Below are 25,282 nucleotides of genomic sequence, written 5' to 3'. Positions count from 1 at the left end.
CTGAACCATGGCGTCGCCCGGCAAGAAGTCGTTCGCTCTCCGTCTCGATCCGGCGCTCTATCAGGCGCTGGAGCGAGCGGCGGCGAGCGACTTCCGCTCGGTCAACGCCCAGGTCGAAGTGCTGCTGCGCGAAGCCCTGGCCAAGCGCGGGGTAAAGGTCGAAGCAAGCGAGCCGGCCCGGCGCGGGCGGCCCGTGAAGGAGAGTGACAATGGCTGACAGCGACAAGCCCTACATCTGCTACAAGAGCGGGCTCAGTATGAAGATCACCCCGCGCAATGCGGCCGGCTGGCGGGGCCTGATCGCCTGGCTGGCAGGGCTGACCATCCCGACCGGGCTGTTCGTCTGGCTGATGGCCAGCAACCCCACCGCCGGGCAGGCGACTGCGGCGACCACCGGCTATGTCCTGGCCACGCTGGGCTGGGCTGCCGCCATGGCGCGCTGGATGTATGTTCGCAGCGAAGTGGTGGACATGAACGAACTGCTGCGGCTGCGCGAAGAGTTGCAGCGGGACAGGCGCGGGCGGCGCTGATCGCGGCCGGCCGGGCACATGATCCGGCCAGCCGCAACCGGGCGATCCGGCCTACTTCAGCGGCAGATACAGGTCCGTCACCGCTTCATGCTCGGCCACATCCGGGAAGAAGCTGATCCGCTGGGCGAACGGCGGGGCATCGCGGGCTTCCTCGCCGCTTTGGGGCCACCATTCGCCGTAGAGAAAGGCAAAGCCGGCGCGCAGGTCGTCGCCCGAGCCGATCTGGCGCAGCACGGCACAGCGACCGGCCGGGATCTCACCGGCCAGCATGCCCGGGCCCGGTTCGCGTGTGGTCGCCACGGCCAGATCCAGCCGGTAGGCTTCGGGCAGAACCTCTTCAGGATCGTCGTGGAAGATGTTGAAAGTGGCTGCGCGTGATGGCGGCAAGTGTTCGGCACGGCGCCATTCGATCAGCTTGCGGATCGATTCGCCCAGCCGGGCCGGACTGCCGCGATGCGGCTGGATCACCACCGGCGTGGCGGGAAATTCGACAATCCGAACGTCGTCCAATGAAAAGGTCTTGGTCATGTGGGCTCTCCTGATTTGAACCAGCGGCACGATTGCCGCCTGCCAGGATTCCCAGTCGGGTCTGCGTCTTAGTTCGCTGGGACTTTGCGCCAGCCATTTGCGCAAGGCGCGGGCGAAGGCCTCGTTGCCTTCGTAACCGGCATCAAGCGCGATCGCGGTTACCGTTTCGTCGCGACGAAAGGCCAACTGTGATCCGGCACGCTTCAGGCGCAGCAGCCGGATGTAGTTGCCGACGCTGAGGCCAAAGAGGGCTGAGAACTGGCGCTGGAAATGGAACGGCGAGAAAGCCGAAACCGCAGCCAGGCCTGCTACATCAAGCGGCTGGTCCAGGTGTCGGTCGATATGATCGAGCACCCTTTGCATGCGCTGGAGATAGGCTTCTTTGCGGTTCGGCTTCATCAGTTCCTCCTGACGAGCGCCATCTAGGCTGGCCCAAACTGGTCCGCCTGACCGCAAATGCGCATCTGCGCAGCACCGGGATTACTCCTCGATCCCCAGTACCCGCAGCGCCAGCTTGTAATGCGGCATGTCGATCATTCGCCGGTCAATCTGCAGCGTGCCCGAACCGGGGTTGGCCTTGAACGCCTCGACGATCGCGCGCGCCTCGGCCACTTCCTCGTCGCTGGGGGTGAAGGCCTGGTTGATCACCTCGATCTGCGCCGGATGGATTGCCAGCATGCCCGAGAAACCGTCCGCGCGCGCTTCTTCGGCGGCGCGTTTCAGGCCCTTCATGTCGGCGAAATCGGCGTGGAGCGTGTCGATCGCCATCGCGCCGCGCGCGTGTGCGGCCAGCAGCGTCTGGGTGCGGGCAAAGCGGAAGGTGTCGGTCCAGCGGCCCTGGACATCGCGCTTGCGGGTGGCGCCGATCGCGGCGGACAGGTCTTCCGCGCCCCAGGTTAGTCCGGCCAGACGCGGCATCGATGCGGTGGCATAGGCCGAAATCGTGATCGCGGCGGCGGCCGTCTCGCTGACCAGCGGCATGATCTTGACCGAGTTCGGCCCCAGCCCGCTGCGGCTTTCCAGCTCATAGATCTCCGCCGAAAGCTGCTGGACCGATTCCGGCCCCGCGCTTTTGGGCAGCATGATTCCGTCCGGCGCACCGGGCATCACCGCCATCAGATCTTCGCGCCACATCCGGCTGTCGAGCGCGTTGATCCGCACCCAGCGGCCCGGGCGCTTGCCGCCCGCCACCTGCTGGCGGTGCGCGGCCAGCCATTCGCCGGTCATTTGCCGGGCGCGGGCCTTGTTTTCGTGCGCCACCGAATCCTCAAGATCGAGGATCAGCACATCGGCTCCGGTGCCCATGGCTTTCGACAGCTTCTTTTCGCTGTCGCCCGGCACGAACAGCCACGAACGAACTGACATGGCGACCCTTTTCCTTTCCTGCTCAGGCCGGCTGCAGCGCCGGATAGTCGATGTATCCTTCCGGTCCTGGCAGATACCAGCTTTTCGGGACGTTAACATTGGGCGCCCATTCGGCCCCCAGCCTGATCCGTTCGGCCAGATCGGGGTTCGAAATGTAGGGGCGGCCAAAGCTGATCGCCTCGCAGCGGCCCGAGGCGACATCGGCTGCGGCCTCAACGGCGGTATAGTCCGAATTGAGCACCAGCGGGCCCTGGTAGATCGCGCGGATCAGCCCGTCCTGCTTGGGCACTTCGGTCGCACCAAAGGTCCCGTTCGGCCCCGGCTGGCGCAGTTCGAGCCATGACACCTTGAGCTCCTGCAGCACCTGCGCGGCTGCGCCAAAGATGCTGGCCGGATCGGTATCGTCGCAGCCCTGCGAATCGCCGTTGGGCGAGAGGCGGATGCCGACATGATCGGCGCCCCACACGGCGATGATCGCTTCCAGCACTTCGCGCATGAAGCGGGTGCGGTTTTGCGGGGATCCGCCATATTCGTCGGTGCGCAGGTTGGTGCTGGTACGCAGGAACTGGTCAACCAGGTAACCGTTGGCGCCGTGCAGCTGCACCCCGTCGAACCCGGCCAGTTTGGCGTTCTGCGCGGCGCGGGCATAGTCCTCGACGATCCGCACAATATCAGCCTTGGTTGCGGCGCGGGCCTGTTCGTGCGGCTTCCGTCCGGTGGGGGTGTGGGCATGATCGGGCGCGGTGGTGGCGCTGGCCGAAACGCCGGGTTCGCCGCCCAGGAAATCGGGATGGACGATCCGGCCCATGTGCCACAGCTGCATCACGATCTTGCCGCCCTCGGCATGGACAGCGCTGGTCACGCTCTTCCAGCCTTCGGTCTGCGCTTCGTTCCAGGCGCCCGGCGCGGCGGGCCAGCCCAGCCCTTCGACGCTGATCCCGGTCGCTTCGCTGATGATCAGCCCGGCCCCGCTGCGCTGGCGATAGTATTCGGTGATCATCGCATTGGGGACCGAGCCCGGATCGGAGCGCCCGCGCGTCAGCGGGGCCATCAGGATCCGGTTCCTGATTTCGATCGCGCCAAGGTTCAGCGGCTGGAACAGGACATCGTGCAAGGCGCTCTCCATCGATTTCGTTTTGCAATTGGTTTTGGTTCGCTAAGGCAAGGCCATGACGAATGCAACGGGGGGAGCAAGTCAGACTGTGCGGCGCTTCAGCGCGCTGCATTTCGCCGCGCTGATGGGCGGCAACGTGGCGCTGGCGGTGGGGCCGTGGTTCGTGCGCCATGCCGATAGCGGTCCGGTCAGCGCCGGGTTCTGGCGGCTGTTCCTGGCGATCCCGCTGCTGTTCGCGCTGGCGCAGTTGGGCCGCGAAAAGGTGACCGGGTTCAACCGCGCAACCTGGTGGGCGATGGCCGGAGCCGGGGTGTTCTTCGGGCTCGATATCGCCAGCTGGCACATCGGCATCGGCATGACCCGGATGGCCAATGCCACGCTGTTCGGCAATTCCGGCAGTCTGGTGGTGATCGCGGTCGGGCTCTATGCGCTGCACCGCGCCCCGCGCAGCGGTGAATGGCTGGCTTTCGCATTGGCCATCGCCGGATCGGCGATCCTGCTGGGCCGCAGCCTGGAAATCGGCCGCAGCACGCTGATCGGCGATCTGTTCTGCATCGCTGCGGGACTGCTCTATGCCGGTTACATCCTGCTGCTGCAAAAGCCGCGCGCCAGTCTGGGCAGCTGGGGCCTGGTCGCCTGGTCAAGCGTGGCCAGCGCGCCGGTGCTGCTGGCCACAGCCCTATTGCTGGGTGAGCCGGTCTGGCCCGGGGTTTGGTGGCCGCTGCTCTCGCTCGCCTTGCTGGGGCAGGTCGGCGGGCAGGGCCTGCTGATCTATGCGATGCGCCATTTTACCCCGCTGGTGTTTGGCCTGGCGCTGCTGACCCAGCCGGCGATTTCGGTCGCGCTGGGTTGGCTGGCCTTTGGCGAAGCGCTGGTGCCGGTCGATTTCCTGGGCATGGCGATGGTCGCGGCTGGACTGGCGCTTGCCCGCTCGACGCAGGACTGAGCCTGGGCTAGCCTGCCGGGTAAGCACTCGCTCCCCGGGAGGACCGCCATGTACCGCAAAGCCCTGATTGCCGCTGCGCTGCCGCTCGCCGCACTGGCGCTGCTGCCGGCCGCCGCCGCGCCGCCCGAACCCCGGGCTCCAGCCGCCTCGGCCAAGGCACCGACCGCCGATCTGAAGTTCCAGGCGATTGCCCGGCACTTTCTCAGCGAAGCGATGCGGCTCTCCCCGGTCGAGGCGACCGCGATGGGCGAGCACAAGTACGACGCGCTGCTGCCCGATATGAGCGCAGCCGGCCGGGCCGAGCGGCGGCGCACCTGGCAAGGACTGCTGGCCCGGCTTGGCGCGATCGATCCGGCCCGGCTGAGCCGCGCCAACCAGGTCGATCTGGCGCTGCTCAGGAATGAGCTTCGCTATCGTATCTGGCAGGATCAGACACTGCAGGACTGGGCCTGGAACGCGCAGATCTATAACGATATTGCCGCCGGATCGCTTTACACGCTGGCCGCGCGCGACTTTGCCCCGTGGCCGGTGCGGCTGCGCAGTGCGACTGCGCGGATGGAGGCGCTTCCGGCCTTCCTCAAGGCCAGCCGGACCCAGCTGGTCGCCGTGCGCGTGCCGCGGATTTTTGCCGAGACCGTGGCCAGGCAGAATGCCGGGATTGTCGAGATCGCCGAAGGCATGCTTGCCCCCAATGCCGGCACGCTGACCGGGGCCGAACGTGCCCGGTTCGACAAGGCGCTGGCGGGGCTGAAGGCGGCGGTGGCCGATCAGCAGAAGTGGCTCGATACGATACTGGTCCCGCAGGCCAAGGGGGACTTCCGGCTGGGCCCGGCGCTCTACGATCAGAAGATGAAGTTCGCGCTGATGAGCGACCTGACCCGGCCTGAGCTTAAGGCACGGGCGCTGGCTTCGAAAACCGCGATCCGGGCCGAGATGTATGAACTTTCGCGCCAGGTTCTCAAGGACCGGGCAGATCCATCCTTGCTGCCCGACAATCCGACACCTGGCCAGCAACAGGCGGTGATCGAATCCGCCCTCGCGTTGTCCTACGCCAAGCACCCGCCGCGCCAGCTGATCGAGCAGCGCGCCCGCGAAACGCTGGCCGAGGCAACCGCCTTTGTCCGCAAGCAGGGTTTCATCCGCATGCCCGACGGGCCGGTGAAGGTGATCACCATGCCCAAGTTCCAGCAGGGCAACGCGGTGGCCTACAACGATCCGCCGGGGGTGTTCGAAAAGAATGGCGAGAATTTCTATGCGGTCAGCCCGATCCCCGATGACTGGAGCGAGGACCAGGCCAAGTCGTACCTCAGCGAATACAACGACTACATGATCCACGACCTGTCGATCCACGAGGCGATGCCCGGGCATTACCTCCAGCTCGACCATTCGAACCGCACCGACGATGTGCTGCGCGCCTATCTGGGCTCGGGGCCCTTCGTCGAAGGTTGGGCAGTCTATGCCGAAGGGGTGATGAAGGACGAAGGGTACCTGAACGGCGATCCGCTGTTCAAGCTGACCGTGCTCAAGATGCGGCTGCGTTCGGTCACAAATACCCTGCTGGACATCGGCATCCAGACCGAAGGCTTGACCCGCGATCAGGCGATGGAGCTGATGCAGAAGGGCGCCTTCCAGGCCGAGCGCGAGGCGGCTGGCAAATGGGTGCGGGCCAGCCTCTCCTCGGTCCAGCTGCTCAGCTATTTCACCGGTTATGAAGAACACCGCATGCTGCGCGCCGAAGCCGAACAGCGCTGGGGCAAGCAATTCACCCTGCGCCGCTATCACGATACGGTGCTGAGCTATGGCTCACCGCCGGTCAAATATGTGCGGGCGCTGATGTTCGGATTGCCGGTGGGGTAGGTCAGGCTGCCTTGCGCCGACGATGCGTGGCATCCCATCCCTTGCAGGCCAGCAGGATCGCCTTGGGCACTGGGCGGGTACCGTTCGAATAGTAGGCTACAGTCCGGCGTGACAGGCCAAGCTCTTCCGCTGCACGGGTCAGCGACAGTCCGTTGGCAAGCCGCCATTCCATAAACTGGCGCGCGTCGTCCCGTCCGATCGCGGTAAGCGTGGCCAGCCACAGGGAATCGGCACCCAGTTCGGTGCCATCAGGCCAGACCAGAGAATGCCCCCAATCGCCGAGTTCGGGAGCGCCCTCAGCCTTGACTGGCACAGCCAGCTCGGTCGCAGTGCCGTCAGACCACAGCAGGAACAATGCCCCGCTCTGGCGCGGCTCAACCGATTTGATCGTGCGCGTCCAGTCAGCATTCATGGATTCAACTCCCGCCATTTCCCGAGCAGATCGGCCTGATTGGACAATGCCCAGTCAAGCGCAGCAACCAGCACCTGACGCGGTACCCGCCCGACGATCACCTCCAATGTTGCAATCGCCACCGAGGCGCGAAAGCCCGGGCCCTCAATGTGAAAATGCGGAATGCCGTGCTCGGCGGCATAGACCGCGATCTTCCAGTTAGGTCCGCGGTGGAGGGTGACCATGGCTTGAGATATAGTGCAAATGGTGCACTAAGTCAAAGCCTCCGTTTCCTGTTGGATGCCTTCTCGTACAGCGACTTCCATTGCTGGAATCGAGCTGGCACTTCTTCTTTCAATGCTTGTAGCTCTGCAATGAGCCTATCGATTTCTGCTATCAGCTCAGAAGGACAATCTGTGTCCAAGTTTAGGCAAATCTCATTGCCGCCCGGCCGGTCCGGCCAACTATGGTGCCAATCAACTGCGACGTGACCGCTTGGCCATCCACTCCCCATATTCACGCAAACCAGCTTAAAGGTCCGGTCCATCACCGTGCCCCCAGATCGCCCTTGCCGACCGTGCCGCCAGCCATCTCCAGCATCCGGTCGAGACTCTTCTTCGCCTGCAACCGCAGCCCCTCTTCAATCTGGATCTGCGGCTTCAAATCCCGCAGCGCGAGGTACAGCTTTTCCAGCGTGTTGAGCGCCATGTAGGGGCAGATGTTGCAGGCGCACTGGCCGTCGGCGCCGGGGGCACCGATGAAGGTCTTGTCGGGGATCGCCAGCTGCATCTGGTGGATGATGTGCGGTTCGGTCGCGACGATCAGCGTGTCGCCGGAGAATTCCTTGGCGTATTTGAGGATGCCGCTGGTGCTGCCCACATAGTCGGCATGGTCGACGATGTGCGGCGGGCATTCGGGATGCGCGGCAACCGGGGCGCCGGGGTGCTGGGCCTTGAGCTTGAGCAGTTCGGTCTCGCTGAACGCCTCGTGGACGATGCAGACCCCCGGCCAGAGCAGCATCTCGCGCCCGAACTTGCGGCTGAGGTAGCCGCCCAGGTGGCGGTCGGGGCCGAAGATGATCTTCTGCTCGGGCGGGATCTGGGCCAGAATCGTCTCGGCGCTGGAAGAGGTGACGATCACGTCGCTCAGCGCCTTCACCTCGGTTGAGCAGTTGATGTAGGTCAGCGCGATGTGATCGGGATGTGCGCTGCGGAACTGCGCGAACTTCTCGGGCGGGCAGCTATCTTCCAGACTGCACCCGGCATCGAGATCGGGCAGGATCACGGTCTTTTCCGGCGCCAGGATCTTGGCCGTTTCGGCCATGAACTTGACCCCGCAGAACGCGATCACCTCGGCATCGGTGGCGGCCGCCTTCTTCGACAGCTCCAGACTGTCGCCGATATAGTCGGCCAGGTCCTGGATTTCCGGCTTCTGGTAATAGTGCGCCAGGATCACCGCGTTACGCTCTTTGCGCAGGCGTTCGATTTCGGCGCGGATGTCGATCCCGGCGAGGTTTTCGGTCTGGATGGTCATGCCGCCCAAATTGGCGGGTCAGCCTCCGCTGCGCAAGGGTGTTCCGGGCGGAAGCGGAAATTCCATGCCTGGGATCGTCTCGCCGGGGCTGCCTGCAACCACCGTCCGGTACAGCGCATCACCCAGCGGCGAATGGGCGATTGCCTGGGCCCCCACCAGATTAACCGCCAACGCGGCAAGCCCGTACCACCATGCTGGGTGGATCGCCCCCAGACGGCGCCGGTCGCGAAGCATGCCTGCGATCATGAACAGGCTGCAGCCCAGCCCGGCTGCTTCGAAGGCATAAGGAGTAAGCAAAGGCATGGGCAGCAGCCGGCCGATTGCCGGGCCGGTCAACAGGGCCATTGCACTGATATGCAGGCGGGCATGCCAATCGGTTTGCCGACGCCGCGCGATCGCCATTGCCGTCAGGGCAACGAAGCCAAGCAGAGTCAACGGATCAGCGAGGATAAAATGCTGCGGCTGAAAGAAGAACGGCACCGTGCCATTGCGGGCCATGGCGACGATCACGGTCATCGCTGCAATCACCATCAGCACAACCCAGCCCAGTGCCAGCCAGCCAAGCCGGCGATGCAGCGCCAGCGACCCACGCGTGGCCAGCTGGCTTTGCGCGACGAAAATCGCCACCCAGCCCATGAACAGCACCGCGTGAACATGAACCCTTAGCGGCGCGGCAAAGGTGGACCGGCTCATCAGCACTTGCAGCGAAAAGCCCGCCACCACGGTAAGCGCCATCACAATCGCCAGCCTGGCGAAGAACCCTTCACTGTGGCCGGGGCCATTGTCGCGGGACTGTCCAGGCACGTCTGATGCAAGCGAAGCCATCGCAAATTCTCCCCAATCTGCGCGACCCGTGTTGTCTGACTAATACACGCAGCCTTCTTGGGCCATCAATGCCACTGGTCAGGGCGGAGTCTGCTCTCCGTCGAATTTCACTTCTACCTGCACATTGCCATAGCCGGCAACCTCCAGCGGGATCGCCAGGTTCTGGCGCATCGCCCCGCGCGCGGCTTCGCGGGCCAGGCCCAGCAGTGCCGGATTTCGGGCCTGTTCGCCGGCCATCCGCTCGGCGGTCAGCGTGTTGTCGCGGGTCAGCTGGGCCTGGGCATCGCCAGTGATCCACACCCCTTCGCGCAGGTACTGGGCGTGCGCCTCGTCCAGGTTGGGGCGCGACAGCTGCAGCGGGGGCAGGGTGACGGTCAGCCGTTGGCCCTTCGCGTCCCAGGCCATCCGGGCCTTGTCCATCTTTTGCAGATCGATGGTGTAATCGACCCGCGCCGGGATCACCGCGACCTGGCGGCTCTTGAGCATCCCGAAAATCCGCGAATCGTCGGCGCTGACCACCGGAGCCAGCTGTGCGGTGAACACCGTCAGCCGGTCCTGTTTTTCGAAGGCGAGCAGGCTGGCGGCAACCGGATCACCATGATCGGGCGAAAGCGATTTGAGCGCGTACCATCCGCCCAGCACGGCCAATGCCAGCCCGGCCACGGCAGGCAGGGTGATCAGGGCGCGGCCAGTAAGCCGATCGGTCGTCAGGCGATTGTCCATGTGTCACCCTGGCTGGAAACGCGGCCCTGGTTCCTGAGGTCAAGCAGGTGAGCCAGCACTGAACGCCCGGCCGCCCCGGTCAGCCGCGGATCGAGCCCCTTGTACATGACCTTGACCATCGCCGGAATTTCGTGCGGGCCGTGGCCCAGCAGGCGCAGGATCTGTGCCTCGCGCTGGCGGCGGTGGCCCAGCATGCCGCGAACCAGCTGGCGCGGCTTGGTCACTGCGGGCCCGTGCGCGGGGTAATAGACCCGGTCTTCGCGGGCATAGAGCTTGTCCAGGCTGGCCATATAGGCGCTCATATCGCCATCGGGCGGGCTGACCACGCTGGTTGACCAGGCCATGACGTGATCACCGGTGAACAGCGCGCCGCTTTGGGTCAGTGCGTAGCACAGGTGGTTGCTGGTGTGGCCGGGGGTTGCGACCGCCTCGATCGTCCAGCCCTGGCCGGAAATCTGCTCGCCATCGGCCAGCACCCGGTCGGGGGCATAGTCGGGATCGAAGGCGGCATCGGCACGCGGGCCATCATCGTCCATCGCCAGCGCGGCGCAGCCTATGATCGGCGCCCCGGTCAGTGCCTTGAGCTCGGCTGCGGCGGGCGAATGGTCGCGGTGGGTATGGGTGCACAGGATTGCGGTGATCCTGGCCGATCCGACCGCCGCCAAGATCGCGCCGACATGGCCTTCGCCGCGGGTGTCGGCGTGGCCTTCAACCCCGGTGCCGGCCGGGCCGGGATCGATCACGGCCAGTTCGTCCTGATCGCCGACCAGATAGGTCTGCGTGCCGGTGTAGGTATAGTGCGAGGCGTTGGGTGCCAGCACGCGCCGCACCAGCGGTTCGCACTGTTCAGCAAGGCCAGTCGGCCAGGGTTTGGGCGGAGCATCCATACCCACGATATGGGGTTCGGTGATCCTGGTGTCGAGTAGGGATTGCCAGCAGGGCGGCTGGTGGGTCACAATCGCTGGGCATGAAGACTTTGGCTCTTGCTCCTTTCCTTTTTGCGCTGACCCTTGTTGGCTGCGTTTCGCCGCCAGTCTTTCCGCCTTCACCCGGACCCGAGCCTGTGCCCCAGGCGGTGATCCGTGTGAGCGCGCAGGGCGGTAACCCCACAGCGTTGCGCCAGGGCTTTCTCCACGGGCTTTCCAACGGGCGGATTTCGGCCCGGACAACAAGCCACCTCAACGCGTTGCGGCCTGGGGTCTGGCGAGTCAGTAATCTCTTCGGGACTCACGATTTCGTAGTTGAGCAGAACCTGCGCGCCCGCTTCGGAACCAAGGTAACCTTTAACCTGCAGGACTTGTTTTCATCCCGCTTCGGAAATCCGGTGGTGGTGGGCCCTGATTGCCTGGACAACCAACCGCAGCATTGCTTCGCCGACTATCGCTCACTGCGCCAGGAATGGAGCAGTTTTGTCGATCGCTTCATGCTGGCTGCGGCCGAGCGCAACGGGGCCGGGATAGACTATTTCGACATTTTCAGCGAACCTGGATCGACGCTCAAGGGACTGAACCTCGAGCAGATCTTCGATCTTCTTAAAGTGGCGCATGACACAATTCGGCGACACAAACCGGACGCCCTGATCGTTGCCCCGAGCATCGAACGCTTTGATGGACCGGGCCTTGACGCGTTGTTTGCGTTCCAACTGGCCAATGGTGTGCGGATTGATGCGTTGTCATGGCATGAACTGGAAGGCAGCCCACAGGATGTTCCCGCCCATATCGCTACTGCGCGTCAGTTGATCGCGCGGCGATTTATCGACCGCCCTGATCTTGCTCCACGAGAAATTCACGTCAACGAATACGGAGCGCCGCAGAATCACTTGATTCCGGGCTGGACGGTTGGCTGGCTGGCGGCATTTGAAGCTGGCGGGATCGATGCGGCCAATCGGGCCTGCTGGCCGGTTTCGGGTGGTTGGACCGACTGTGCCAACGGGCTGGACGGCCTGCTGCTGGAAGATAACGATACACCCCAACCGCTGCTTCACCTTCACCGCGCCTGGGCCGAATTACCGCGCATGCGGTTGGTGGTACAACAAGCACAGCCCGGACTGGCTGTGATTGCCGGACGCGATCAGAATCATGTCGCGCTGCTGGTGGGGCGCTATGGTTGCGGACAGAATGGGAAATGGTGCATCGGCGCGCCGCAGCCGGTCCAGGACACGCCAGCAGCGCCGATCGACCTGCGGATCGAAGTGACCGATCTGGATCGTGCCGCCAATGCCAGGGTGGCGATCGAGTGTTATCCCAATCTAGCCCTGGCGGGTGGTCTGGCTCAGCCGCAAACAAGGCCCGAAATTATCGTGCCGGTAGTGGCGGGGCGACTGAACTTGATGCTTGCATCGCTGGCGGATGGCGCAGCCTGCCTGGTCAGGATTGGCTAGCTCGAAAGGCGCGGACCCAGCCGTTCGCGCAGCGCGGCGATCGCGCTGGCCTGAGCCGGATCGCGTTCGCGCCAGCCGTTGTCGATCCGCTTGAGCCGGGCGTGGAACCGCTCGGTGGTCTGGATCAGGGCGCGGGTTTCCCCGTCGAGCAGCGCCATCCGTGCCGGGTCGCTCTCGGGAAAATCGGCCAGCTTGCCATAGCGGCGCAGCTGGAACTCGCTGAGTTCGCCGGCAAAATAGGCCCGGTGGTTGAGCAGCCAGGCCACCGAATGCATCATCCGGGTGGTGGTGCGCAGCGCCTCGCACGACAGCGCGACGCGCGCCTCGTCAGCCTCGCCTGCTGCATCCATCCGCCCCGACAGCGCAAAGGCCGCGCGCACATCGTCCGACAGGACGAGCGCTTCACAGTACAGACCTTCGATGATCCGCGGGTTGATGCTTGCCGGTTTGGCCATGGACACTGCGATAGGCAGGGAAAGGGCTGCCTGCCAACCGGGGGGCAGCGGCTTTATGCACACCAAATCGGGACTGTCCCGATTGGGGGCGTTTTTTCCGCCTCGCGGCGGTGTGGACAGGGCTTCCGCCCTGTCCTGCCATGCCACCCGCGCCCCCGGCCCGACCACCCGCAACTAGGGTACCCTATGGGTGGTCGGGCCGGGGGCGCGGGTGGCATGGCAAGCCAATCGCGGAGGCGATTGGCGCACTCAGCGGGCTACGCAATAATATCCGGGATGAGGTAATCCTCGATCATCGCGATCTGGTCCTTGAGCCTGAGCTTGCGCTTTTTCAGGCGGGCGATCTGCAGCTGGTCGGTCGATCCGGCGGCGGTCAGCGCATCGATTGCGGCGTCCAGATCGCGGTGCTCGATCCTGAGCACTTCCAGCCGCTTGCGCATTTCCTCTTCGTTCACGCCATCACCCCGTCTCGCCTGCTCGGCGCGGCGACAAATCGTCTTGTCGCAAAGCCGTACTCAGGTGCTTCGCAAGATAAACTTAATGTGCTTCCATGACAATCGCAGTGACCCGCCGGTAACCGAGTCGGGAACCGGTTGGGGAAGTGCAGCCCGAAGGGGGCTAACACAAGGAGAATCCCCTATGGAACAGTCGCATGTCAGCGCATTGCAGCTCAAACACGCCGGTCTGGAACGTCAGATCGCTCAGGAAATGAGCCGCCCGATGCCTGATCTCGCGGCCATCCAGCTGCTCAAAAAGCGAAAGCTCAGAATCAAGGAAGAGCTTGAGCATATCTAGGCCTGTTACCTGGCCAGAGCTGGAAGCGCGCAGCCCCGCCTGACCGGGCGGGGCGAAAGCGCCACAAATTCGAATGCAAGGCGCGGGCTTGCGCTTGCCGGTTTCCCGGCAGTGCCCTAGGTTTTCACCATGACCGTCACCAGCGCCGTCTCCGCCGCCCGCCAGATCCTCACCCGGCTCCACGATGTGATGGCCTCGCGCAGCAATGCCCAGGCCAAGCTAAACACCGTGGTCGATGTGATCGGCGAAGGGCTGGATAGCGAAGTCTGCTCGATCTACCTGCTGCGCGAAGGCCAGCTGGAACTGTTCGCCACCCGGGGCCTTGCCCAGGAAGCGGTTCACGTCACCCGGCTGGGGGTGGGCGAAGGGCTGGTCGGCACAATTGCCGAAAATATCGAGACGCTGAACCTGGCCGAGGCCACCGCGCACCCGGACTTTTCCTATCGGCCTGAAACCGGCGAAGACAAGTTCCACTCGTTTGCCGGGGTTCCAATCGTCCGGCGCGAGCGCGCGGTGGGCGTGCTCTGCGTCCAGCATGTCGATCCGCGCCGCTATGAAGAGGTGGAGATCGAGGCGCTGCAGACCGTGGCGATGGTGCTGTCCGAACTGATCCACAATGCCGACCTGATCGACGAGGAAGAGGCTGCGCTGGGCCCGGCCCAGACCGGGCCGGTGCGGCTGGTCGGGCTGTCGCTGGTCAAGGGGCTGGCCGCAGGCAACGCCGTGTTCCACCAACCGCGGATCACGATCGAACATGTCATGGCCGAGGATCGCGATGCCGAACTGCAGCGCGTCTACCTGGCCTTCGACAAGATGCGCGAACAGATCGACCGGATGGCCAGCCAGGCCGAATTCGGCGTGGGGGGTGAGCACGAGGAGGTGCTCGAGACCTACAAGATGTTCGCCTATGACGAAGGCTGGAGCCGCCGGATCATCGAGGCGATCGACAGCGGGCTGACCGCCGAGGCCGCGATCGAGCGGGTCCAGCAGCGCACCCGGATGCGAATGCGCCAGATCGACGATCCGCTGCTGGCTGACCGGATGCACGATCTGGAAGATCTGTCGAACCGGTTGCTGCGGATCGTTTCGGGCCAGATGGGCACTGCGGCCAGCCAGGGGCTGCGCAGCGATTCGATCCTGATCGCGCGCAACCTGGGCCCTGCCGAACTGCTTGAATATGACAAGCGCCGGTTGAAGGGCGTGGTGCTGGAGGAAGGCTCGCTTACCGCGCACGTCGTGATCGTTGCACGGGCCATGGGCATTCCGGTGCTGGGGCGGGTGCGCGGCCTCAAAGGTGCATTGCGTGATGGCGATCCGCTGCTGCTCGATGCCGATGCGGGGACCGTCAGCCTGCGGCCCAACCCGCAGATGGTCGAGGCTTTCGACGCCCGCTTCGCCAGGAACAAGGAACGCCAGGCGGCCTACGCCAAGCTGCGCGATGTTGAACCCTTCACCCGCGATGGCACCCGGATCACGGTAATGATCAATGCCGGGCTGCGCGATGACATGCCAGGATTGTCGCTGACCGGGGCCGACGGGGTGGGGCTGTTCCGCACCGAATTCCAGTTCCTGGTTTCGGCCACGCTGCCCGCGCGCGAACGCCAGACGCGGCTCTACCGTGACGTGCTGGATGCCGCGGGCGATCGGCCGGTGGTGTTCCGCACGGTCGATATCGGCGGTGACAAGGTGCTGCCCTACCTGCGTCACAACGATGGCGAGCAGGAAGAGAACCCGGCGATGGGCTGGCGCGCGCTGCGCGTGGCGCTGGAGCGTGATGGCCTGCTCAAGGTCCAGGCCCGCTCCTTGCTTGAGGCAGCGGCCGGGCGCACGCTCAACGTGATGTTCCCGATGGTCTCCGAACCGTGGGAATTCGATGCCGCGCGCGAGGTGTTCGAGAGCCAGCGCAAGTACCTCAAGTCGCTGAAGAAGAAGCTGCCCGAAGCGATCCGCTATGGCGCGATGCTCGAAGTGCCGGCGCTGGCCGAAACGCTTGATCTGCTGGCGCCGCGGCTGTCGTTCCTGTCGATCGGCACCAATGACCTGACCCAGTTCCTGTTCGCTGCCGACCGGTCGAACCCCAAGCTGGCCGAGCGCTATGACTGGCTTTCGCCCGCGATCATGCGGTTCCTGCGCCGGGTGCTGCTGGGGGTGGCCGGACACAATGTCGATGTCACGGTCTGCGGCGAAATGGGCGGGCGCCGGCTTGAAGCGCTGGCCCTGCTGGGGATCGGTATCCGCCGCCTGTCGATTACGCCCGCCAGCGTCGGCCCGACCAAGGAACTGGTCCGCAAGGTCGATCTGAACGAGATCAGTGCGGCGATGAACCAGTGGCTGTCCAGCCCGCCGCCTAGCCTGCGTGAGGCGCTGGCAAGCTGGGCTCAGGAGCGTGGAATCGATACCGATTAAGTGCCCTTCGACCAGACTTTCGCAATTCTGACACGCAAACAGGGCATCCTGCCGCACAAGCCGCGCAAGTCGCGGATTTGCGTTGACTTTGCCGGGCAAACCGGGATGTTCCGGCGCCAACCGGCAAGGTTGCAAGAATAACGCGGTTTCGGGGTCGGCATGGTTGAACAGGAAGAAGCGGCGGCAGAGGCTGAACTGCCGCTGGAAAGCGTAGGATCACGGTTGCGCCGCGCGCGCGAGGAGGCTGGGCTGAGCCTGCCCCAGCTTGCTGCAGAAACCCGGATCAGCGTCCGCCAGCTCACTGCGCTTGAAACGGGCGACTATTCCGCGCTGTCCGGTCGCACCTATGCGATCGGCTTTTCGCGAACCTATGCCAAGGCGGTTGGCCTCAACGATGCCGAGATCGCCGCCGCCGTCCGCGCCGAACTGGCCGAGCAGGCACCGGCCGAACCGCGCCGCACGATCCAGACGTTCGAACCCGGCGATCCGGGCCGGGTGCCCAGCGTTCGGCTGGCCTGGATTGCAGCCGCGCTGCTGCTTGCGGCGGTGGTAGCCGGAATCACCTTCCTGCCGGGGGTATTCGCCCCAGGCGGCAGTCTGCCTTCGATCCTGCCGGCTGATGAACCCAGCCCCACAATGAGCGCTGCCCCGGCGGCCCAGCCAGCTCCGGTGCCGTCTGGCCCGGTGGTTTTCACCGCGCTTGAACCGGCGGTCTGGGTCAAGTTCACCGATGCCGCGGGCAACCAGCTGTTCCAGAAGGAACTGGCGCAGAACGAAAGCTTCACCGTGCCGACCGACAAGGGCGAAGTATTCCTGCGCACCGCCAAGCCCAATGCCCTGGGGATCACCATCGGCGGCCAGGCCGTGACCAAGATTGCTGAAGAACAGAAGACCGTGGCCAGTGTCCCGGTCAGCGCGGCAGCACTGCTGGCACGGGGCACGGCGCAGGCTTTGCCGACACCGCAGCCCAGCGCCAGCGCGGCCGCTGCTCCGGCAGCCCGCCAGCCCGAACGTCGCCGCACCCAGCGTTCCTCGGCTCCCCAGGCGGAAACTGTGCCCAGCGCCGCGGCCAGCAGCGCTCCGTCTGTCCCGGCGCCCGCACCAGCAGCGCCGGTTCCGGCCCCCAGCGCGACCTAGCGCGCAACCTAGCCTGCGGATAGCTGCGGCTGCCTGCTCGACAGGTCGAACTGGCAGAGGATAGATAGCCGCTCTGGTTAATGGCCGGTTCGGACCGCCCCGGGCATGATCCGGCCACCATCTGGATGGACAAAGAAGACGATGAACAAGCTTACCTGGAACAAGCGCTCACTGGCCCTGGTGCTGGCTGTGGCTATTGCCTCGCCGGCCCTGGCGCAAAGCGGCGGCGATGCCGACGGCCGGCTGCGCAAGCTTGAGGCTGAAGTATCGGCGCTGCAGCGGGTGGTCTTCCCCGGCGGTGACGGACGCTTTTTCCCGCAGATGCAGCCCGGCCAAGGCGGGACTGTCGCCCCCGGCAGCCCGGCCAGCGCGCCAACCGCCGATTTGCTCGCCCGGATGGACGCGCTTGAAGGCCAGGTCGCCCGGCTGACCGCGCAGATCGAGGAAGGCCAGCACCGGATCGAAAAGCTTGAGACGCGGCTTGCGGCGCTTGAAGGCGCCAAGATCGAAGGCAAGGCCGATGGCGTCGATGCGCTGCCGGGCACTACCACTGCCAACACGGCGGCGATGACCGGCACGGCCGCCCCCGCACCCAAGCCGGCCCCGGCTCCGGTCGCGACCAAGCCCACGCCAACCAAGCCGGCGGTCGCAGCCGATCCCAGCGCCAAGCGGCTGGCGGCAGTCCGCGCAATCGAAAAGCCCAAGACCGACGATCCGGGCGATGATGAATATTCGTATGGTTTCCGTCTGTGGGAAGCGAAGTTCTATCCCGAAGCCCAGCAGCAGCTGAAGCTGTTCCTGCAAAAGTATCCCAAGCATGCGCGCACCAGCTATGCCCGCAACCTGCTGGGCCGGTCCTATCTGGATGACAAGAACGCGCATGAGGCGGCGGGCTGGTTCCTGCAGAACTACAAGACCGAACCCAAGGGTGATCGCGCGCCTGACAGCCTGCTGTATCTGGCCGAAGCGATGCGCCAGCTTGATGATACCAAGCGCGGCTGTGTGGCGCTGAAGCAGTTTGCCGGTGATTTCTCCAAGGAAGCCGCCGGGCGACTCAAGACCCAGTACGATCTCACCCGCAGTGGATTGAAGTGCAATTGATAGGTTGCCCGATCCTGAACTGACTGCGCGCTTCGCCGCCGAGCTGGCCCGGCTGTGGCCGGGCGAGGGGCGGATCGGCCTGGCGGTATCGGGCGGGCCGGACAGTCTGGCCCTGCTGCTGTTGGCGCAGGTCGCTTTCCCCGGACGGATCGCCGCCGCTACGGTCGATCACGGGCTGCGACCCGAAGCTGCCGCCGAGGCAGCCATGGTCGCCCGGCTATGCCGTCAGCTTGGCGTGCCGCATGCGACACTCAAGGTCAAAGTCGGTGCAGGTAACCTGCAATCGCGGGCGCGCGCGGCCCGTTACGCCGCGCTGGCCGACTGGATGGAGCGCGATAGGATCGCCGCGCTGCTGACCGCACACCATGCCGACGACCAGGCCGAAACGCTGCTGCTGCGGCTGGGCCGGGCCAGCGGAGTGGCGGGACTGGCCGGGGTGCGCGCGCGCGGGCTGGTGGCGGGAACCCGGCTGCCCCTGCTGCGCCCGCTGCTCGGCTGGCGGCGGTCCGAATTGGCTGGCGTTGTTGCTGCGGCCGGGATTGAACCGGTTCAGGACCCGTCCAACATCGATGATCGCTTTGATCGGGCGCGGATTCGCAAGGCGATTGCTGGAGCGGAATGGCTCGACGTACCCGCGTTGGCCGCTAGCGCCGCCAACCTGGCCGATGCCGATGTGGCGCTCGATTGGGCAGCAGCCCGCGAATGGCAGGAATGTGTCAGCCAAGCGCCGATGGGGCTGATCTATCGCCCGCAGGCCCCGCGCGCCGTGGCCTTGCGGGTGATCGCCCGGATTGTCCGCGAACTCGACGGGGAAGAGCCGCGCGGCGGCGCGGCGGCGCGGCTGTTCGACAGCCTGCTGGCCCGCCAGCCCGCCTCGATCGGTAAGCTGGCGGCCCGCGCCGGGCCCGACGGGTGGACCTTCACGAAAGCACCCCAGCGGCGCGGTTAGCGCGCCCCCATCCCCTTTTGCTGCATCCGCCAGACCAGCTGGTCATAGCGGTCCTGGCCAAAGAACGGCTCGCCGTCATAGACCATCAGCGGCACGCCATAGTGCCCCCCGGCGCGTTGGTCGGCCTCGTTCTGCTGGATCGCGGCGTTAAGCCGGTCGGCCTCTGCCTGCTGCACTGCATCCATTTCCGCCAGGTCGAGCCCGATCGCGTCAAGCGCCCTGGCTAGGTGATCACCTTCGTGCCAGCCTTCGACCTCGCCCGACCAAATCAGGTGGCTGACCGCGCGCAGCAGCGCCAGCCCGTGCCCGCGTCCGGCGGCGAGCTGGCCCAGCCGGGTCAGCCGGTGGATGTAGGGCTGCTCCTTGGGATAGGTCCGCGTCGCAAAATCCATCACCACCGGATCGGGCCGCGGCCAGCGCAGCGTCAGCCCGGCGAATTCGGCGCTGCGCGCGCAGTCGCGCATCAGGTAGCTGAACCACAGGGGGTCCGAATTGGCGAAGAATTCGGGCTGGCGTACCGCGATCGGCAGCACCGGCTTGACGTTCACTTTCGCGTCCCAGTCGCGCTCCAGCTCAAGCAGCTTGGGCGTGACGATGTACGAATAGGGACTGCGGAACGACCAATAGAGATCGACGGTGTGGGTCATAGAGTCTCCATGTCGATGACGAAGCGATAGCGCACGTCAGCCTGTTCCATCCGCTCGAAAGCGTGGTTGATCTGGTCCATCGGGATTACCTCGATCTCGGCGCCGATCCCCTTGGCGGCGCAGAGATCGAGCATCTCCTGGGTCTGGGCAATCCCGCCCACGCCCGATCCCGAAACCGCCTTTTGCCCTTGCAGCAGCAGGCCCGAATGGAACGGCTCCATCAGCTCGATCATGCCGACGATGCACAGGGTGCCCTTGCGGTCGAGCAGGAACAGATAGGGCGTGACATCGTGCTTCACCGGCACGGTATCGAGCAGGAAATCGAAGCTGCGCGATGCCGCGCGCATCGCTGCCTTGTCGGTGGAAACCAGCACATGATCGGCCCCCAGCCGCACCGCACCGGCGCCCTTTTCAGGCGAAGTGGTGATCATGGTCACTTCCGCGCCCAGCGCCTTGGCGAACTTGACCCCCATGTGACCCAGCCCGCCCAGCCCGATCACACCGACCCTGGTGCCGGGTCCGACGTTCCAGTTCTTCAAGGGGCTGTAAGTGGTGATCCCCGCACAAAGGAGCGGCGCTGCTGCGGCCATGTCCAGCCCGTCAGGCACGCGCAGCACGAAGGGTTCGGCCACCACGATCGCCTTGGAATAGCCGCCAAAGGTCGGGCTGCCGTCGATCCGGTCCTTGCCGTTGTAGGTGCCGGTCGATCCCTCGCGGCAATAGTTTTCCTCGCCATCCGCGCAGGCATCGCACTTGCGGCACGAATCGATCGTGGTGCCCACCGCCACCCGGTCGCCCACCTTGAAACGGGTAACGCCCGAACCGACCGCGCTCACCGTGCCGACAATTTCGTGCCCGGGCACGAAGGGGTAATTGGTACGCCCCCAATCGTTACGCGCCGCGTGAAGGTCCGAATGGCAGACGCCGCAGAAGGCAATGTCGATCGCGACGTCCTCACCGCGCAGTTCGCGGCGTTCGATGGTCAGCGGATTGACGCCTGAATCGGGCGCGGTTGCACCATAGGCTGGAGTGGCGGTCATCGTGATACTCCCGGCAATTGCGGCTTGCGGTGCCGCTTCGATCCAGCCATTAATCGCTCGATTAACAGGAGAGTCAAATGCGGATTGATTCATCGACAGCAGCGGTGGTGACCGGCGGCGCATCGGGACTGGGCCGGGCCACGGCCGAGGCCTTGGCAGCAGCCGGGATCAAGGTGGCGATCTTCGACATCCAGGAAGAAAAGGGCGAGGAAGTCGCCAGGGCGATCGGCGGGCTGTTCTGCAAGGTCGATATCACCAGCGAGGAATCGGTGCTGGCCGGCTTTGCCAAGGCCCGCGCCGCACACGGGCAGGAACGCGTCTGCGTCCACTGCGCGATGACCAGTCGGCGCGGCAAGACGCTGGCCTTTGACAAGGAAGCCGGCAAGCTGCGCCGCACCCCGACCGAGGACTATGAATACGGTGTGCAGGGCATCCTGGTCGCCAGCTACCGCATCGCCTCGATTGCGGCCGAGGGCATGGCCTCGCTCGAACCGCTGGAGGATGGCGAACGCGGCTGCATCACGCTGACCGCTTCGGTCGCCGCGCAGGACGGCCAGATCGGCCAGATCATCTATGGTTCGGCCAAGGCCGGGGTCAACGGACTGGTCTTGCCGATGGCGCGCGACCTGTCTGACATCGGCATCCGGGTCAATTCGATCATGCCGGGGATCTTCGCCACTCCGCTGATGCTGGGGGCCAAGCCGCAGGTGCTGGAAAGCCTGGCCGCTTCGGTGCCGTTCCCCAAGCGGCTGGGCAAGCCCGAGGAGTTTGGCAGCCTGGCGCTGGAACTGGTGCGCAACAGCTATTTCAACGGGCAGTGCATCCGCCTCGACGGTGCGATCCGGATGGCGCCGCGCTGAGTGGCCCGGGAAGGCCTTGCGGTCTTCCCGCACCCACCCGCAATCAGATCAGGCTATCGCCCTGCTTGGCGGTCTTGCCCTTGGTGATGATCACCTTGTCACCCGTCTTGGTCACCCCGAACAGCTTCTGGCCAAAGTCATTGGGCACCCCGATGCAGCCATGGCTGGCGTAACCCCTTTCCACCTTGGTGCCGTGAATCGCGACCCCGTCTGCGGTTAGGTTCTGGGTGAAAGGCATCGGCGCACCGTCATAGATCGACGAATAGTGATCGGCCTTCTTCCACTTGATCGGGAATTCGCCCAGCGGGGTGGGCTTTTCGCTGGTGCCCAGCAGGACTGCCGTGGCGCCGATTTCATAGCCGCCTTTGAACACTGACAGCACCCGCGCATCCAGATCCACCGTGATCACGATCGGGCCATCGGGCACATTCTTGTCGTCCCAGTGCCATTCGCCATACTTGATCGGGCCGGTAATCGGCAGGATCCGCTTGATCACGAATCGCTCGTCCTTGGGCGGAGCCGGGGTGGCGCTGGGCTGGGGTTGCGCCGCTTGCGGCTTGCCGGACAGTTCGGGATCGGGGCCCGGCAGCAACTGGCCCATACCGCCATCGGGTGCCTGCAGCAGCAGCGCGCCGGTGGCGACGACCGCCGCCACGAAAAGCCCGCCAACGGCATGGATCGGATTGAACTTCATCGACGTAACTCTCTGACGCGAATTGCAATTCATTCTGCCATGGCAGGTCGGCATGGCACTTGCCAGCCGTGCACACGGCGCGTTCCGGCTTGGGACTGCCTAGCGCAGAAAGGTTAATTCGGCGAGATCAGCCGTGCGCGCCGAACAGGTTGGCGATCGTCGTGGTGATCCTGAGCGAGAGCGCCTGCGCTGCCTCGATCGGGTCGATGAAATCGCGGTGGATTGCCTCATAACCGACCGCCGCTTCATCGGGATAATCGCTGGGCTCGCTGACGGTGAAATCGCCCAGCCCCGGGAAGCTGACCGGGAAGGCCCGGCGCAGCTGGGCCAGCGCTTCCTCGATCCGCAGGGTGAAGACCATCTCCAGCACGTCCTCGCGGGCGATGTCGTTGGCGCGGCTGAAGGCCGGGACCGAGACGGCTTTCAGGAACATGTGCTGGAACAGCGCCAGCCGCAGCGCCTGCAGCACGCCCAGCATGCGCCGGGTATGCTCGCGCCCTTCAAGCGGCGCCTCGTCGGGGATTAGGTCCAGCAGCCGGTGCAGCTTAAGCGCATCGACCCGCAGCCGCGAGGCCATCCGGCGGAATACCCCGGTGCGATCGTCGGTGGTGAGGTATTCGGCCAGCGCCAGGCAGGCATCGGACACCTGCTGCTCATCCCCGCGATAGGGACGGCTGGCCCAATAGGCCGAATTGAACAGCTCGCCAAAGGCGGCAACGGTCTTGATGCTGGCCAGCGCATTGGCGGCGCGAACCAGGCGGACCAGCTGGCGGCCCCGGTCGCTGTCGCGCAGCAGCTCGGCCAGCGCCTCGTAATTGCCTTCCGCCGCGGTGCCGAACCCGGCGATCACGTTCACCGGATAGCCCAGCTGCTGCAGCACCGCATTGTGCGGGATTGCGCGGATCTGGCGCAGGCTCATTTCGCGGTCGGCGGCGAGGTCGCTCTGGCGGCGGCTCTTGCGGCTGCCGGTGTCGTTGAGCAGGCCGAGCCCGAATGCGGTGACCGCACGCGGATAGGTCCGGCTGGTCAGCTGCGCGGCCTGAAAGCGGCGGATCGCGCGGTAGAAATCGAGGCTGAGGTCGGTGCGGCGATAGAATGGGTCGGTCGGCGCATTGGGATCGGCCTCGGCCGGGCGCGCCTCGGCAAAGCGGGTGAGGGTGGCGAGCGCCAGTTCAGGCGTACCGAAAAACAGGTAGCCATCACCGCCCTGAAAGCTGACCTCGGGTTCCAGTCGGATCCCCGCGCGCACGAACCGCCGCCGCGCCCATGGCGACAGCGGCCATTCGACCCGGTCGGCAAAGCTGGAGGGGTGCGCACCGCGCCCCATGCTTTCGCCGTGGGTGTTGAACACCAGCGCCGCAACATGGGTCAGGCCATTGGCGGCCATCGCCTCGCTCAGCCGTCCTTGCAGCCGCTCGATCGCCAGCGCCGCCGGGATCTGCCCGACGAAGCGCCCGGCATCGGAAAACCCGGTTTGCACCGAAACCCGCCCGCGCACCTTGGCATAGTCGCGATAGGCTTCCTCGGCGAGCAGCGCGTCGAGGAACCGCCCGCCGTGCTCCAGCGCGCTTTCGGTTTCAAACAGCGGCGAGACATCGACCTTGTCGGCAATCCCGAACAGCTTGGCGAAATAGAGCGCGGCCAGGACGGTGGTCGGCTGTTCGCATTCGGCCACCAGCATCCGGATCGGCGCATCGGCATCGACGTGGTGGAGGATCTGCGCCATGGCCAGGAACTGGCGCACCGCAGTCGAATTCTCGATCGCCAGCGCGGCGAAGTTGCTGCGCAGCGGCTTGGCCTCGGCCAGCAATTCGCGCATCCGTACCAGCGCAGCCTGGCTGGCGAGATCCAGTTTGCCAGCCGGATCGATCCGGCGGCGGATCGCATTCTGGAGCTGCGAGCTGTTCACCCGGAAATGGATCCAGCCCATGCCAAGGCCATCCGCGCGCATCGCTGCGGCGACGGTCAGCAAGGTTTCAGCTTCGGTATCGCCGGCCTGGGCGGCTTCGTGTTCCAGTTCGGAGATCACGGCCGAAAGGCTGGTCAGCTTGTCTGGATGGTCGGCAGTCAGCGCATTGGCGACTTCGGACAGCGCGGCGGGAGCTGAAAGATCCTGCCCGAACCGTGCCGACATGGCCGCGGCATAGGCCTGCGCGCGCTCCAGCCGGGCGGCCAGCTGCGGCGCAACCGCGCTCAGCAATGCGGCATAGGAGCTCAGCCGTTCGGCCTTCTCCGCCAGGCGGTAGCGCAGCGAGGTTGCCCACGAGATATCGGTGCGCCCGTCCATGTCGTACCCCACCCAACTGGCGAAGCGTAGCGGCATGGGGGCAAGCTGGCGCCACTGGTCGGGCCAGCGTGCGCGCGCCTGGCCCAGCAGCTGGCGGACCATCGCGTCGCGCGCGGTCTGAGCCCGGGCCAACGCCGCCATGGCATCGGCATGCTCGCTATCCAGCGTGATCGCATCGCGGTCATGCGGGGCAACGCAGGCGCTTTGTGCGTCGATCTTGCCGGCGCTGGCGGAGCGGGCAACAGCCTCGCTCTGGCGGTGGCTGAGCAGGAAGGTGGGATGCGCGGTGAACACCACATGGAGCAGCGGATGGCGCCAGCGCGCGGCAAAGGTCGCGAAATCCTCCGTCTCGTCTGGGGCGGCCAGTCGGGCAAGGTTCTGGGCCGGATCGAGCGGGGCGAGCAGCTGGTTGAGCTTTGCGGCGCGCGCCTGCAGCCCTTCGCATTCCAGTTCGGCCACCAGTTCAGCGACTTCGGCCAGCGGCAGCGCACCGCTTTCGATCCGCCGCGAAAGTTCCAGACTAAGCTGGAACACCGGGTTGAACAGCGGAGTTTCCACGGTGCGCGCGTGGAGCGCTTCAAGCCGGGCATCGAGTTCGGTCAGCAAGATCATGGCAGTTCCATCTCAAACCCCAATTCCGTTCGCCCTGAGCTTGTCGAAGGGCCGTACTTTCTTTGCCGCATTGCAGAAGAACAGGACGGTGCTTCGACAAGCTCAGC

General features: G+C 65.3%; 26 protein-coding genes. 11 read left to right on the top strand and 15 right to left on the bottom strand.

The genetic code is table 11. The annotated features are described in order from the left end of the window. The first annotated feature begins 7 nt into the window (after positions 1-7). A complete protein-coding gene (locus IT549_RS10980; protein WP_292973071.1) occupies positions 8-217 on the top strand; it encodes a toxin-antitoxin system HicB family antitoxin in 210 nt (69 codons plus the stop codon). Next, on the top strand, positions 210-530 hold the full coding sequence (locus tag IT549_RS10975) for a hypothetical protein (RefSeq protein WP_292973069.1): 321 nt from the start codon (positions 210-212) through the stop codon (positions 528-530). The genes IT549_RS10980 and IT549_RS10975 overlap by 8 nt, the downstream gene beginning before the upstream one ends. 51 nt (positions 531-581) lie before the next feature. On the opposite strand, the gene IT549_RS10970 is transcribed toward IT549_RS10975, so the two are convergent. The 3 genes from IT549_RS10970 to IT549_RS10960 form a co-directional block, all read right to left on the bottom strand. After that, positions 582-1,457 (bottom strand): AraC family transcriptional regulator, encoded by an 876-nt coding sequence (locus IT549_RS10970; protein WP_292973067.1) that lies wholly within the window; start codon positions 1,455-1,457, stop codon positions 582-584. A gap of 81 nt (positions 1,458-1,538) precedes the next feature. After that, positions 1,539-2,423, bottom strand: a complete 885-nt coding sequence (locus IT549_RS10965) for a CoA ester lyase (RefSeq protein ID WP_292973065.1) — start codon at positions 2,421-2,423, stop codon at positions 1,539-1,541. A gap of 22 nt (positions 2,424-2,445) precedes the next feature. Further along, positions 2,446-3,537 carry an alkene reductase gene (locus IT549_RS10960; protein WP_292973140.1) on the bottom strand — a complete coding sequence of 364 codons (1,092 nt, stop codon included), beginning with the start codon at positions 3,535-3,537 and terminating at the stop codon, positions 2,446-2,448. A gap of 55 nt (positions 3,538-3,592) precedes the next feature. Here IT549_RS10960 and IT549_RS10955 point away from each other — a divergent pair, with 55 nt between their 5' ends. Then, on the top strand, positions 3,593-4,483 hold the full coding sequence (locus IT549_RS10955; RefSeq protein WP_292973063.1) for a DMT family transporter: 891 nt from the start codon (positions 3,593-3,595) through the stop codon (positions 4,481-4,483). 48 nt (positions 4,484-4,531) lie between these two features. Beyond that, positions 4,532-6,340 (top strand): DUF885 domain-containing protein, encoded by a 1,809-nt coding sequence (locus tag IT549_RS10950; RefSeq protein ID WP_292973061.1) that lies wholly within the window; start codon positions 4,532-4,534, stop codon positions 6,338-6,340. Between the two features lies 1 nt (position 6,341). On the opposite strand, the gene IT549_RS10945 is transcribed toward IT549_RS10950, so the two are convergent. The 6 genes from IT549_RS10945 to IT549_RS10920 all read right to left on the bottom strand — a co-directional run bounded on the left by IT549_RS10945 (position 6,342) and on the right by IT549_RS10920 (position 10,699). After that, positions 6,342-6,752, bottom strand: a complete 411-nt coding sequence (locus IT549_RS10945) for a helix-turn-helix transcriptional regulator (RefSeq protein ID WP_292973059.1) — start codon at positions 6,750-6,752, stop codon at positions 6,342-6,344. Beyond that, positions 6,749-6,976 carry a DUF4160 domain-containing protein gene (locus IT549_RS10940; RefSeq protein ID WP_292973057.1) on the bottom strand — a complete coding sequence of 76 codons (228 nt, stop codon included), beginning with the start codon at positions 6,974-6,976 and terminating at the stop codon, positions 6,749-6,751. Before IT549_RS10940 ends, IT549_RS10945 begins: the two co-directional genes overlap by 4 nt. Before the next feature lie 301 nt (positions 6,977-7,277). Next, positions 7,278-8,264 (bottom strand): quinolinate synthase NadA, encoded by a 987-nt coding sequence (gene nadA / locus IT549_RS10935; RefSeq protein WP_292973055.1) that lies wholly within the window; start codon positions 8,262-8,264, stop codon positions 7,278-7,280. 18 nt (positions 8,265-8,282) lie between these two features. Further along, positions 8,283-9,089: a hypothetical protein gene (locus IT549_RS10930; protein ID WP_292973053.1), complete on the bottom strand. Its 807-nt coding sequence runs from the start codon at positions 9,087-9,089 to the stop codon at positions 8,283-8,285. Positions 9,090-9,167: 78 nt separating this feature from the next. Further along, the gene (locus IT549_RS10925; RefSeq protein WP_292973051.1) at positions 9,168-9,812 is read right to left on the bottom strand and encodes a DUF4230 domain-containing protein; all 645 of its coding nucleotides are present in this window, start codon (positions 9,810-9,812) and stop codon (positions 9,168-9,170) included. Further along, positions 9,797-10,699, bottom strand: a complete 903-nt coding sequence (locus tag IT549_RS10920) for an MBL fold metallo-hydrolase (RefSeq protein WP_292973138.1) — start codon at positions 10,697-10,699, stop codon at positions 9,797-9,799. Before IT549_RS10920 ends, IT549_RS10925 begins: the two co-directional genes overlap by 16 nt. A gap of 80 nt (positions 10,700-10,779) precedes the next feature. Here IT549_RS10920 and IT549_RS10915 point away from each other — a divergent pair, with 80 nt between their 5' ends. Then, the gene (locus tag IT549_RS10915) at positions 10,780-12,192 is read left to right on the top strand and encodes a hypothetical protein (RefSeq protein WP_292973049.1); all 1,413 of its coding nucleotides are present in this window, start codon (positions 10,780-10,782) and stop codon (positions 12,190-12,192) included. Here IT549_RS10915 and IT549_RS10910 read toward each other — a convergent pair. Continuing rightward, positions 12,189-12,647, bottom strand: a complete 459-nt coding sequence (locus IT549_RS10910) for a DUF1465 family protein (RefSeq protein WP_292973047.1) — start codon at positions 12,645-12,647, stop codon at positions 12,189-12,191. The two genes, IT549_RS10915 and IT549_RS10910, sit on opposite strands and share 4 nt — an antisense overlap. 257 nt (positions 12,648-12,904) lie before the next feature. After that, the gene (locus IT549_RS10905; protein WP_292973045.1) at positions 12,905-13,102 is read right to left on the bottom strand and encodes a DUF465 domain-containing protein; all 198 of its coding nucleotides are present in this window, start codon (positions 13,100-13,102) and stop codon (positions 12,905-12,907) included. A gap of 184 nt (positions 13,103-13,286) precedes the next feature. Here IT549_RS10905 and IT549_RS10900 point away from each other — a divergent pair, with 184 nt between their 5' ends. The 5 genes from IT549_RS10900 (at position 13,287) to tilS (ending at position 19,035) form a co-directional block, all read left to right on the top strand. Further along, a complete protein-coding gene (locus tag IT549_RS10900) occupies positions 13,287-13,442 on the top strand; it encodes a DUF465 domain-containing protein (RefSeq protein WP_292973043.1) in 156 nt (51 codons plus the stop codon). Between the two features lie 129 nt (positions 13,443-13,571). Further along, positions 13,572-15,848 carry a phosphoenolpyruvate--protein phosphotransferase gene (ptsP, locus tag IT549_RS10895; protein ID WP_292973041.1) on the top strand — a complete coding sequence of 759 codons (2,277 nt, stop codon included), beginning with the start codon at positions 13,572-13,574 and terminating at the stop codon, positions 15,846-15,848. 159 nt (positions 15,849-16,007) lie between these two features. After that, entirely contained in the window at positions 16,008-16,985 is a 978-nt protein-coding gene (locus tag IT549_RS10890) for a helix-turn-helix domain-containing protein (RefSeq protein WP_292973039.1), read from the top strand. Between the two features lie 141 nt (positions 16,986-17,126). Continuing rightward, the gene (locus IT549_RS10885; protein WP_292973037.1) at positions 17,127-18,086 is read left to right on the top strand and encodes a hypothetical protein; all 960 of its coding nucleotides are present in this window, start codon (positions 17,127-17,129) and stop codon (positions 18,084-18,086) included. Positions 18,087-18,090: 4 nt separating this feature from the next. Next, positions 18,091-19,035 (top strand): tRNA lysidine(34) synthetase TilS, encoded by a 945-nt coding sequence (gene tilS, locus IT549_RS10880; protein WP_292973035.1) that lies wholly within the window; start codon positions 18,091-18,093, stop codon positions 19,033-19,035. On the opposite strand, the gene IT549_RS10875 is transcribed toward tilS, so the two are convergent. Beyond that, positions 19,032-19,682 (bottom strand): DsbA family protein, encoded by a 651-nt coding sequence (locus tag IT549_RS10875; RefSeq protein WP_292973033.1) that lies wholly within the window; start codon positions 19,680-19,682, stop codon positions 19,032-19,034. The genes tilS and IT549_RS10875 overlap by 4 nt on opposite strands. Then, positions 19,679-20,722 (bottom strand): NAD(P)-dependent alcohol dehydrogenase, encoded by a 1,044-nt coding sequence (locus tag IT549_RS10870; RefSeq protein ID WP_292973031.1) that lies wholly within the window; start codon positions 20,720-20,722, stop codon positions 19,679-19,681. The genes IT549_RS10875 and IT549_RS10870 overlap by 4 nt, the downstream gene beginning before the upstream one ends. A 77-nt stretch (positions 20,723-20,799) precedes the next feature. Between IT549_RS10870 and IT549_RS10865 the strand changes: the two genes are divergently transcribed. Then, a complete protein-coding gene (locus IT549_RS10865; RefSeq protein WP_292973029.1) occupies positions 20,800-21,582 on the top strand; it encodes an SDR family oxidoreductase in 783 nt (260 codons plus the stop codon). Between the two features lie 43 nt (positions 21,583-21,625). On the opposite strand, the gene IT549_RS10860 is transcribed toward IT549_RS10865, so the two are convergent. Together IT549_RS10860 and IT549_RS10855 are read right to left on the bottom strand one after the other, a co-directional pair. Next, complete coding sequence (locus IT549_RS10860; protein ID WP_292973027.1) at positions 21,626-22,276, bottom strand: L,D-transpeptidase family protein; 651 nt, start codon at positions 22,274-22,276, stop codon at positions 21,626-21,628. Between the two features lie 127 nt (positions 22,277-22,403). Further along, the gene (locus tag IT549_RS10855) at positions 22,404-25,175 is read right to left on the bottom strand and encodes a phosphoenolpyruvate carboxylase (protein WP_292973025.1); all 2,772 of its coding nucleotides are present in this window, start codon (positions 25,173-25,175) and stop codon (positions 22,404-22,406) included. Positions 25,176-25,282 lie beyond the last annotated feature (107 nt).

The sequence above is a fragment of the Novosphingobium sp. genome, from assembly GCF_020852455.1.
GTDB lineage: Bacteria > Pseudomonadota > Alphaproteobacteria > Sphingomonadales > Sphingomonadaceae > Novosphingobium.
Note: the sequence above shows the minus strand (reverse complement) of the source record. Positions and strands in the feature narration are given on the sequence as shown.

Excerpts from the sequence above, each read along its gene's own strand:
- IT549_RS10980 (WP_292973071.1), top strand. The coding sequence starts at position 8 with ATGGCGTCGCCCGGCAAGAAGTCGTTCGCTCTCCGTCTCGATCCGGCG.
- IT549_RS10870 (WP_292973031.1), bottom strand. The coding sequence starts at position 20,722 with ATGACCGCCACTCCAGCCTATGGTGCAACCGCGCCCGATTCAGGCGTC.
- IT549_RS10900 (WP_292973043.1), top strand. The coding sequence starts at position 13,287 with ATGGAACAGTCGCATGTCAGCGCATTGCAGCTCAAACACGCCGGTCTG.
- IT549_RS10865 (WP_292973029.1), top strand. The coding sequence starts at position 20,800 with ATGCGGATTGATTCATCGACAGCAGCGGTGGTGACCGGCGGCGCATCG.
- nadA (WP_292973055.1), bottom strand. The coding sequence starts at position 8,264 with ATGACCATCCAGACCGAAAACCTCGCCGGGATCGACATCCGCGCCGAA.
- IT549_RS10940 (WP_292973057.1), bottom strand. The coding sequence starts at position 6,976 with ATGGTCACCCTCCACCGCGGACCTAACTGGAAGATCGCGGTCTATGCC.
- ptsP (WP_292973041.1), top strand. The coding sequence starts at position 13,572 with ATGACCGTCACCAGCGCCGTCTCCGCCGCCCGCCAGATCCTCACCCGG.
- IT549_RS10915 (WP_292973049.1), top strand. The coding sequence starts at position 10,780 with ATGAAGACTTTGGCTCTTGCTCCTTTCCTTTTTGCGCTGACCCTTGTT.
- IT549_RS10945 (WP_292973059.1), bottom strand. The coding sequence starts at position 6,752 with ATGAATGCTGACTGGACGCGCACGATCAAATCGGTTGAGCCGCGCCAG.
- IT549_RS10910 (WP_292973047.1), bottom strand. The coding sequence starts at position 12,647 with ATGGCCAAACCGGCAAGCATCAACCCGCGGATCATCGAAGGTCTGTAC.
- IT549_RS10950 (WP_292973061.1), top strand. The coding sequence starts at position 4,532 with ATGTACCGCAAAGCCCTGATTGCCGCTGCGCTGCCGCTCGCCGCACTG.
- IT549_RS10930 (WP_292973053.1), bottom strand. The coding sequence starts at position 9,089 with ATGGCTTCGCTTGCATCAGACGTGCCTGGACAGTCCCGCGACAATGGC.
- IT549_RS10925 (WP_292973051.1), bottom strand. The coding sequence starts at position 9,812 with ATGGACAATCGCCTGACGACCGATCGGCTTACTGGCCGCGCCCTGATC.
- IT549_RS10970 (WP_292973067.1), bottom strand. The coding sequence starts at position 1,457 with ATGAAGCCGAACCGCAAAGAAGCCTATCTCCAGCGCATGCAAAGGGTG.
- IT549_RS10885 (WP_292973037.1), top strand. The coding sequence starts at position 17,127 with ATGAACAAGCTTACCTGGAACAAGCGCTCACTGGCCCTGGTGCTGGCT.
- IT549_RS10920 (WP_292973138.1), bottom strand. The coding sequence starts at position 10,699 with ATGGATGCTCCGCCCAAACCCTGGCCGACTGGCCTTGCTGAACAGTGC.
- IT549_RS10965 (WP_292973065.1), bottom strand. The coding sequence starts at position 2,423 with ATGTCAGTTCGTTCGTGGCTGTTCGTGCCGGGCGACAGCGAAAAGAAG.
- IT549_RS10855 (WP_292973025.1), bottom strand. The coding sequence starts at position 25,175 with ATGATCTTGCTGACCGAACTCGATGCCCGGCTTGAAGCGCTCCACGCG.
- IT549_RS10955 (WP_292973063.1), top strand. The coding sequence starts at position 3,593 with ATGACGAATGCAACGGGGGGAGCAAGTCAGACTGTGCGGCGCTTCAGC.
- IT549_RS10890 (WP_292973039.1), top strand. The coding sequence starts at position 16,008 with ATGGTTGAACAGGAAGAAGCGGCGGCAGAGGCTGAACTGCCGCTGGAA.
- IT549_RS10860 (WP_292973027.1), bottom strand. The coding sequence starts at position 22,276 with ATGAAGTTCAATCCGATCCATGCCGTTGGCGGGCTTTTCGTGGCGGCG.
- IT549_RS10875 (WP_292973033.1), bottom strand. The coding sequence starts at position 19,682 with ATGACCCACACCGTCGATCTCTATTGGTCGTTCCGCAGTCCCTATTCG.
- IT549_RS10975 (WP_292973069.1), top strand. The coding sequence starts at position 210 with ATGGCTGACAGCGACAAGCCCTACATCTGCTACAAGAGCGGGCTCAGT.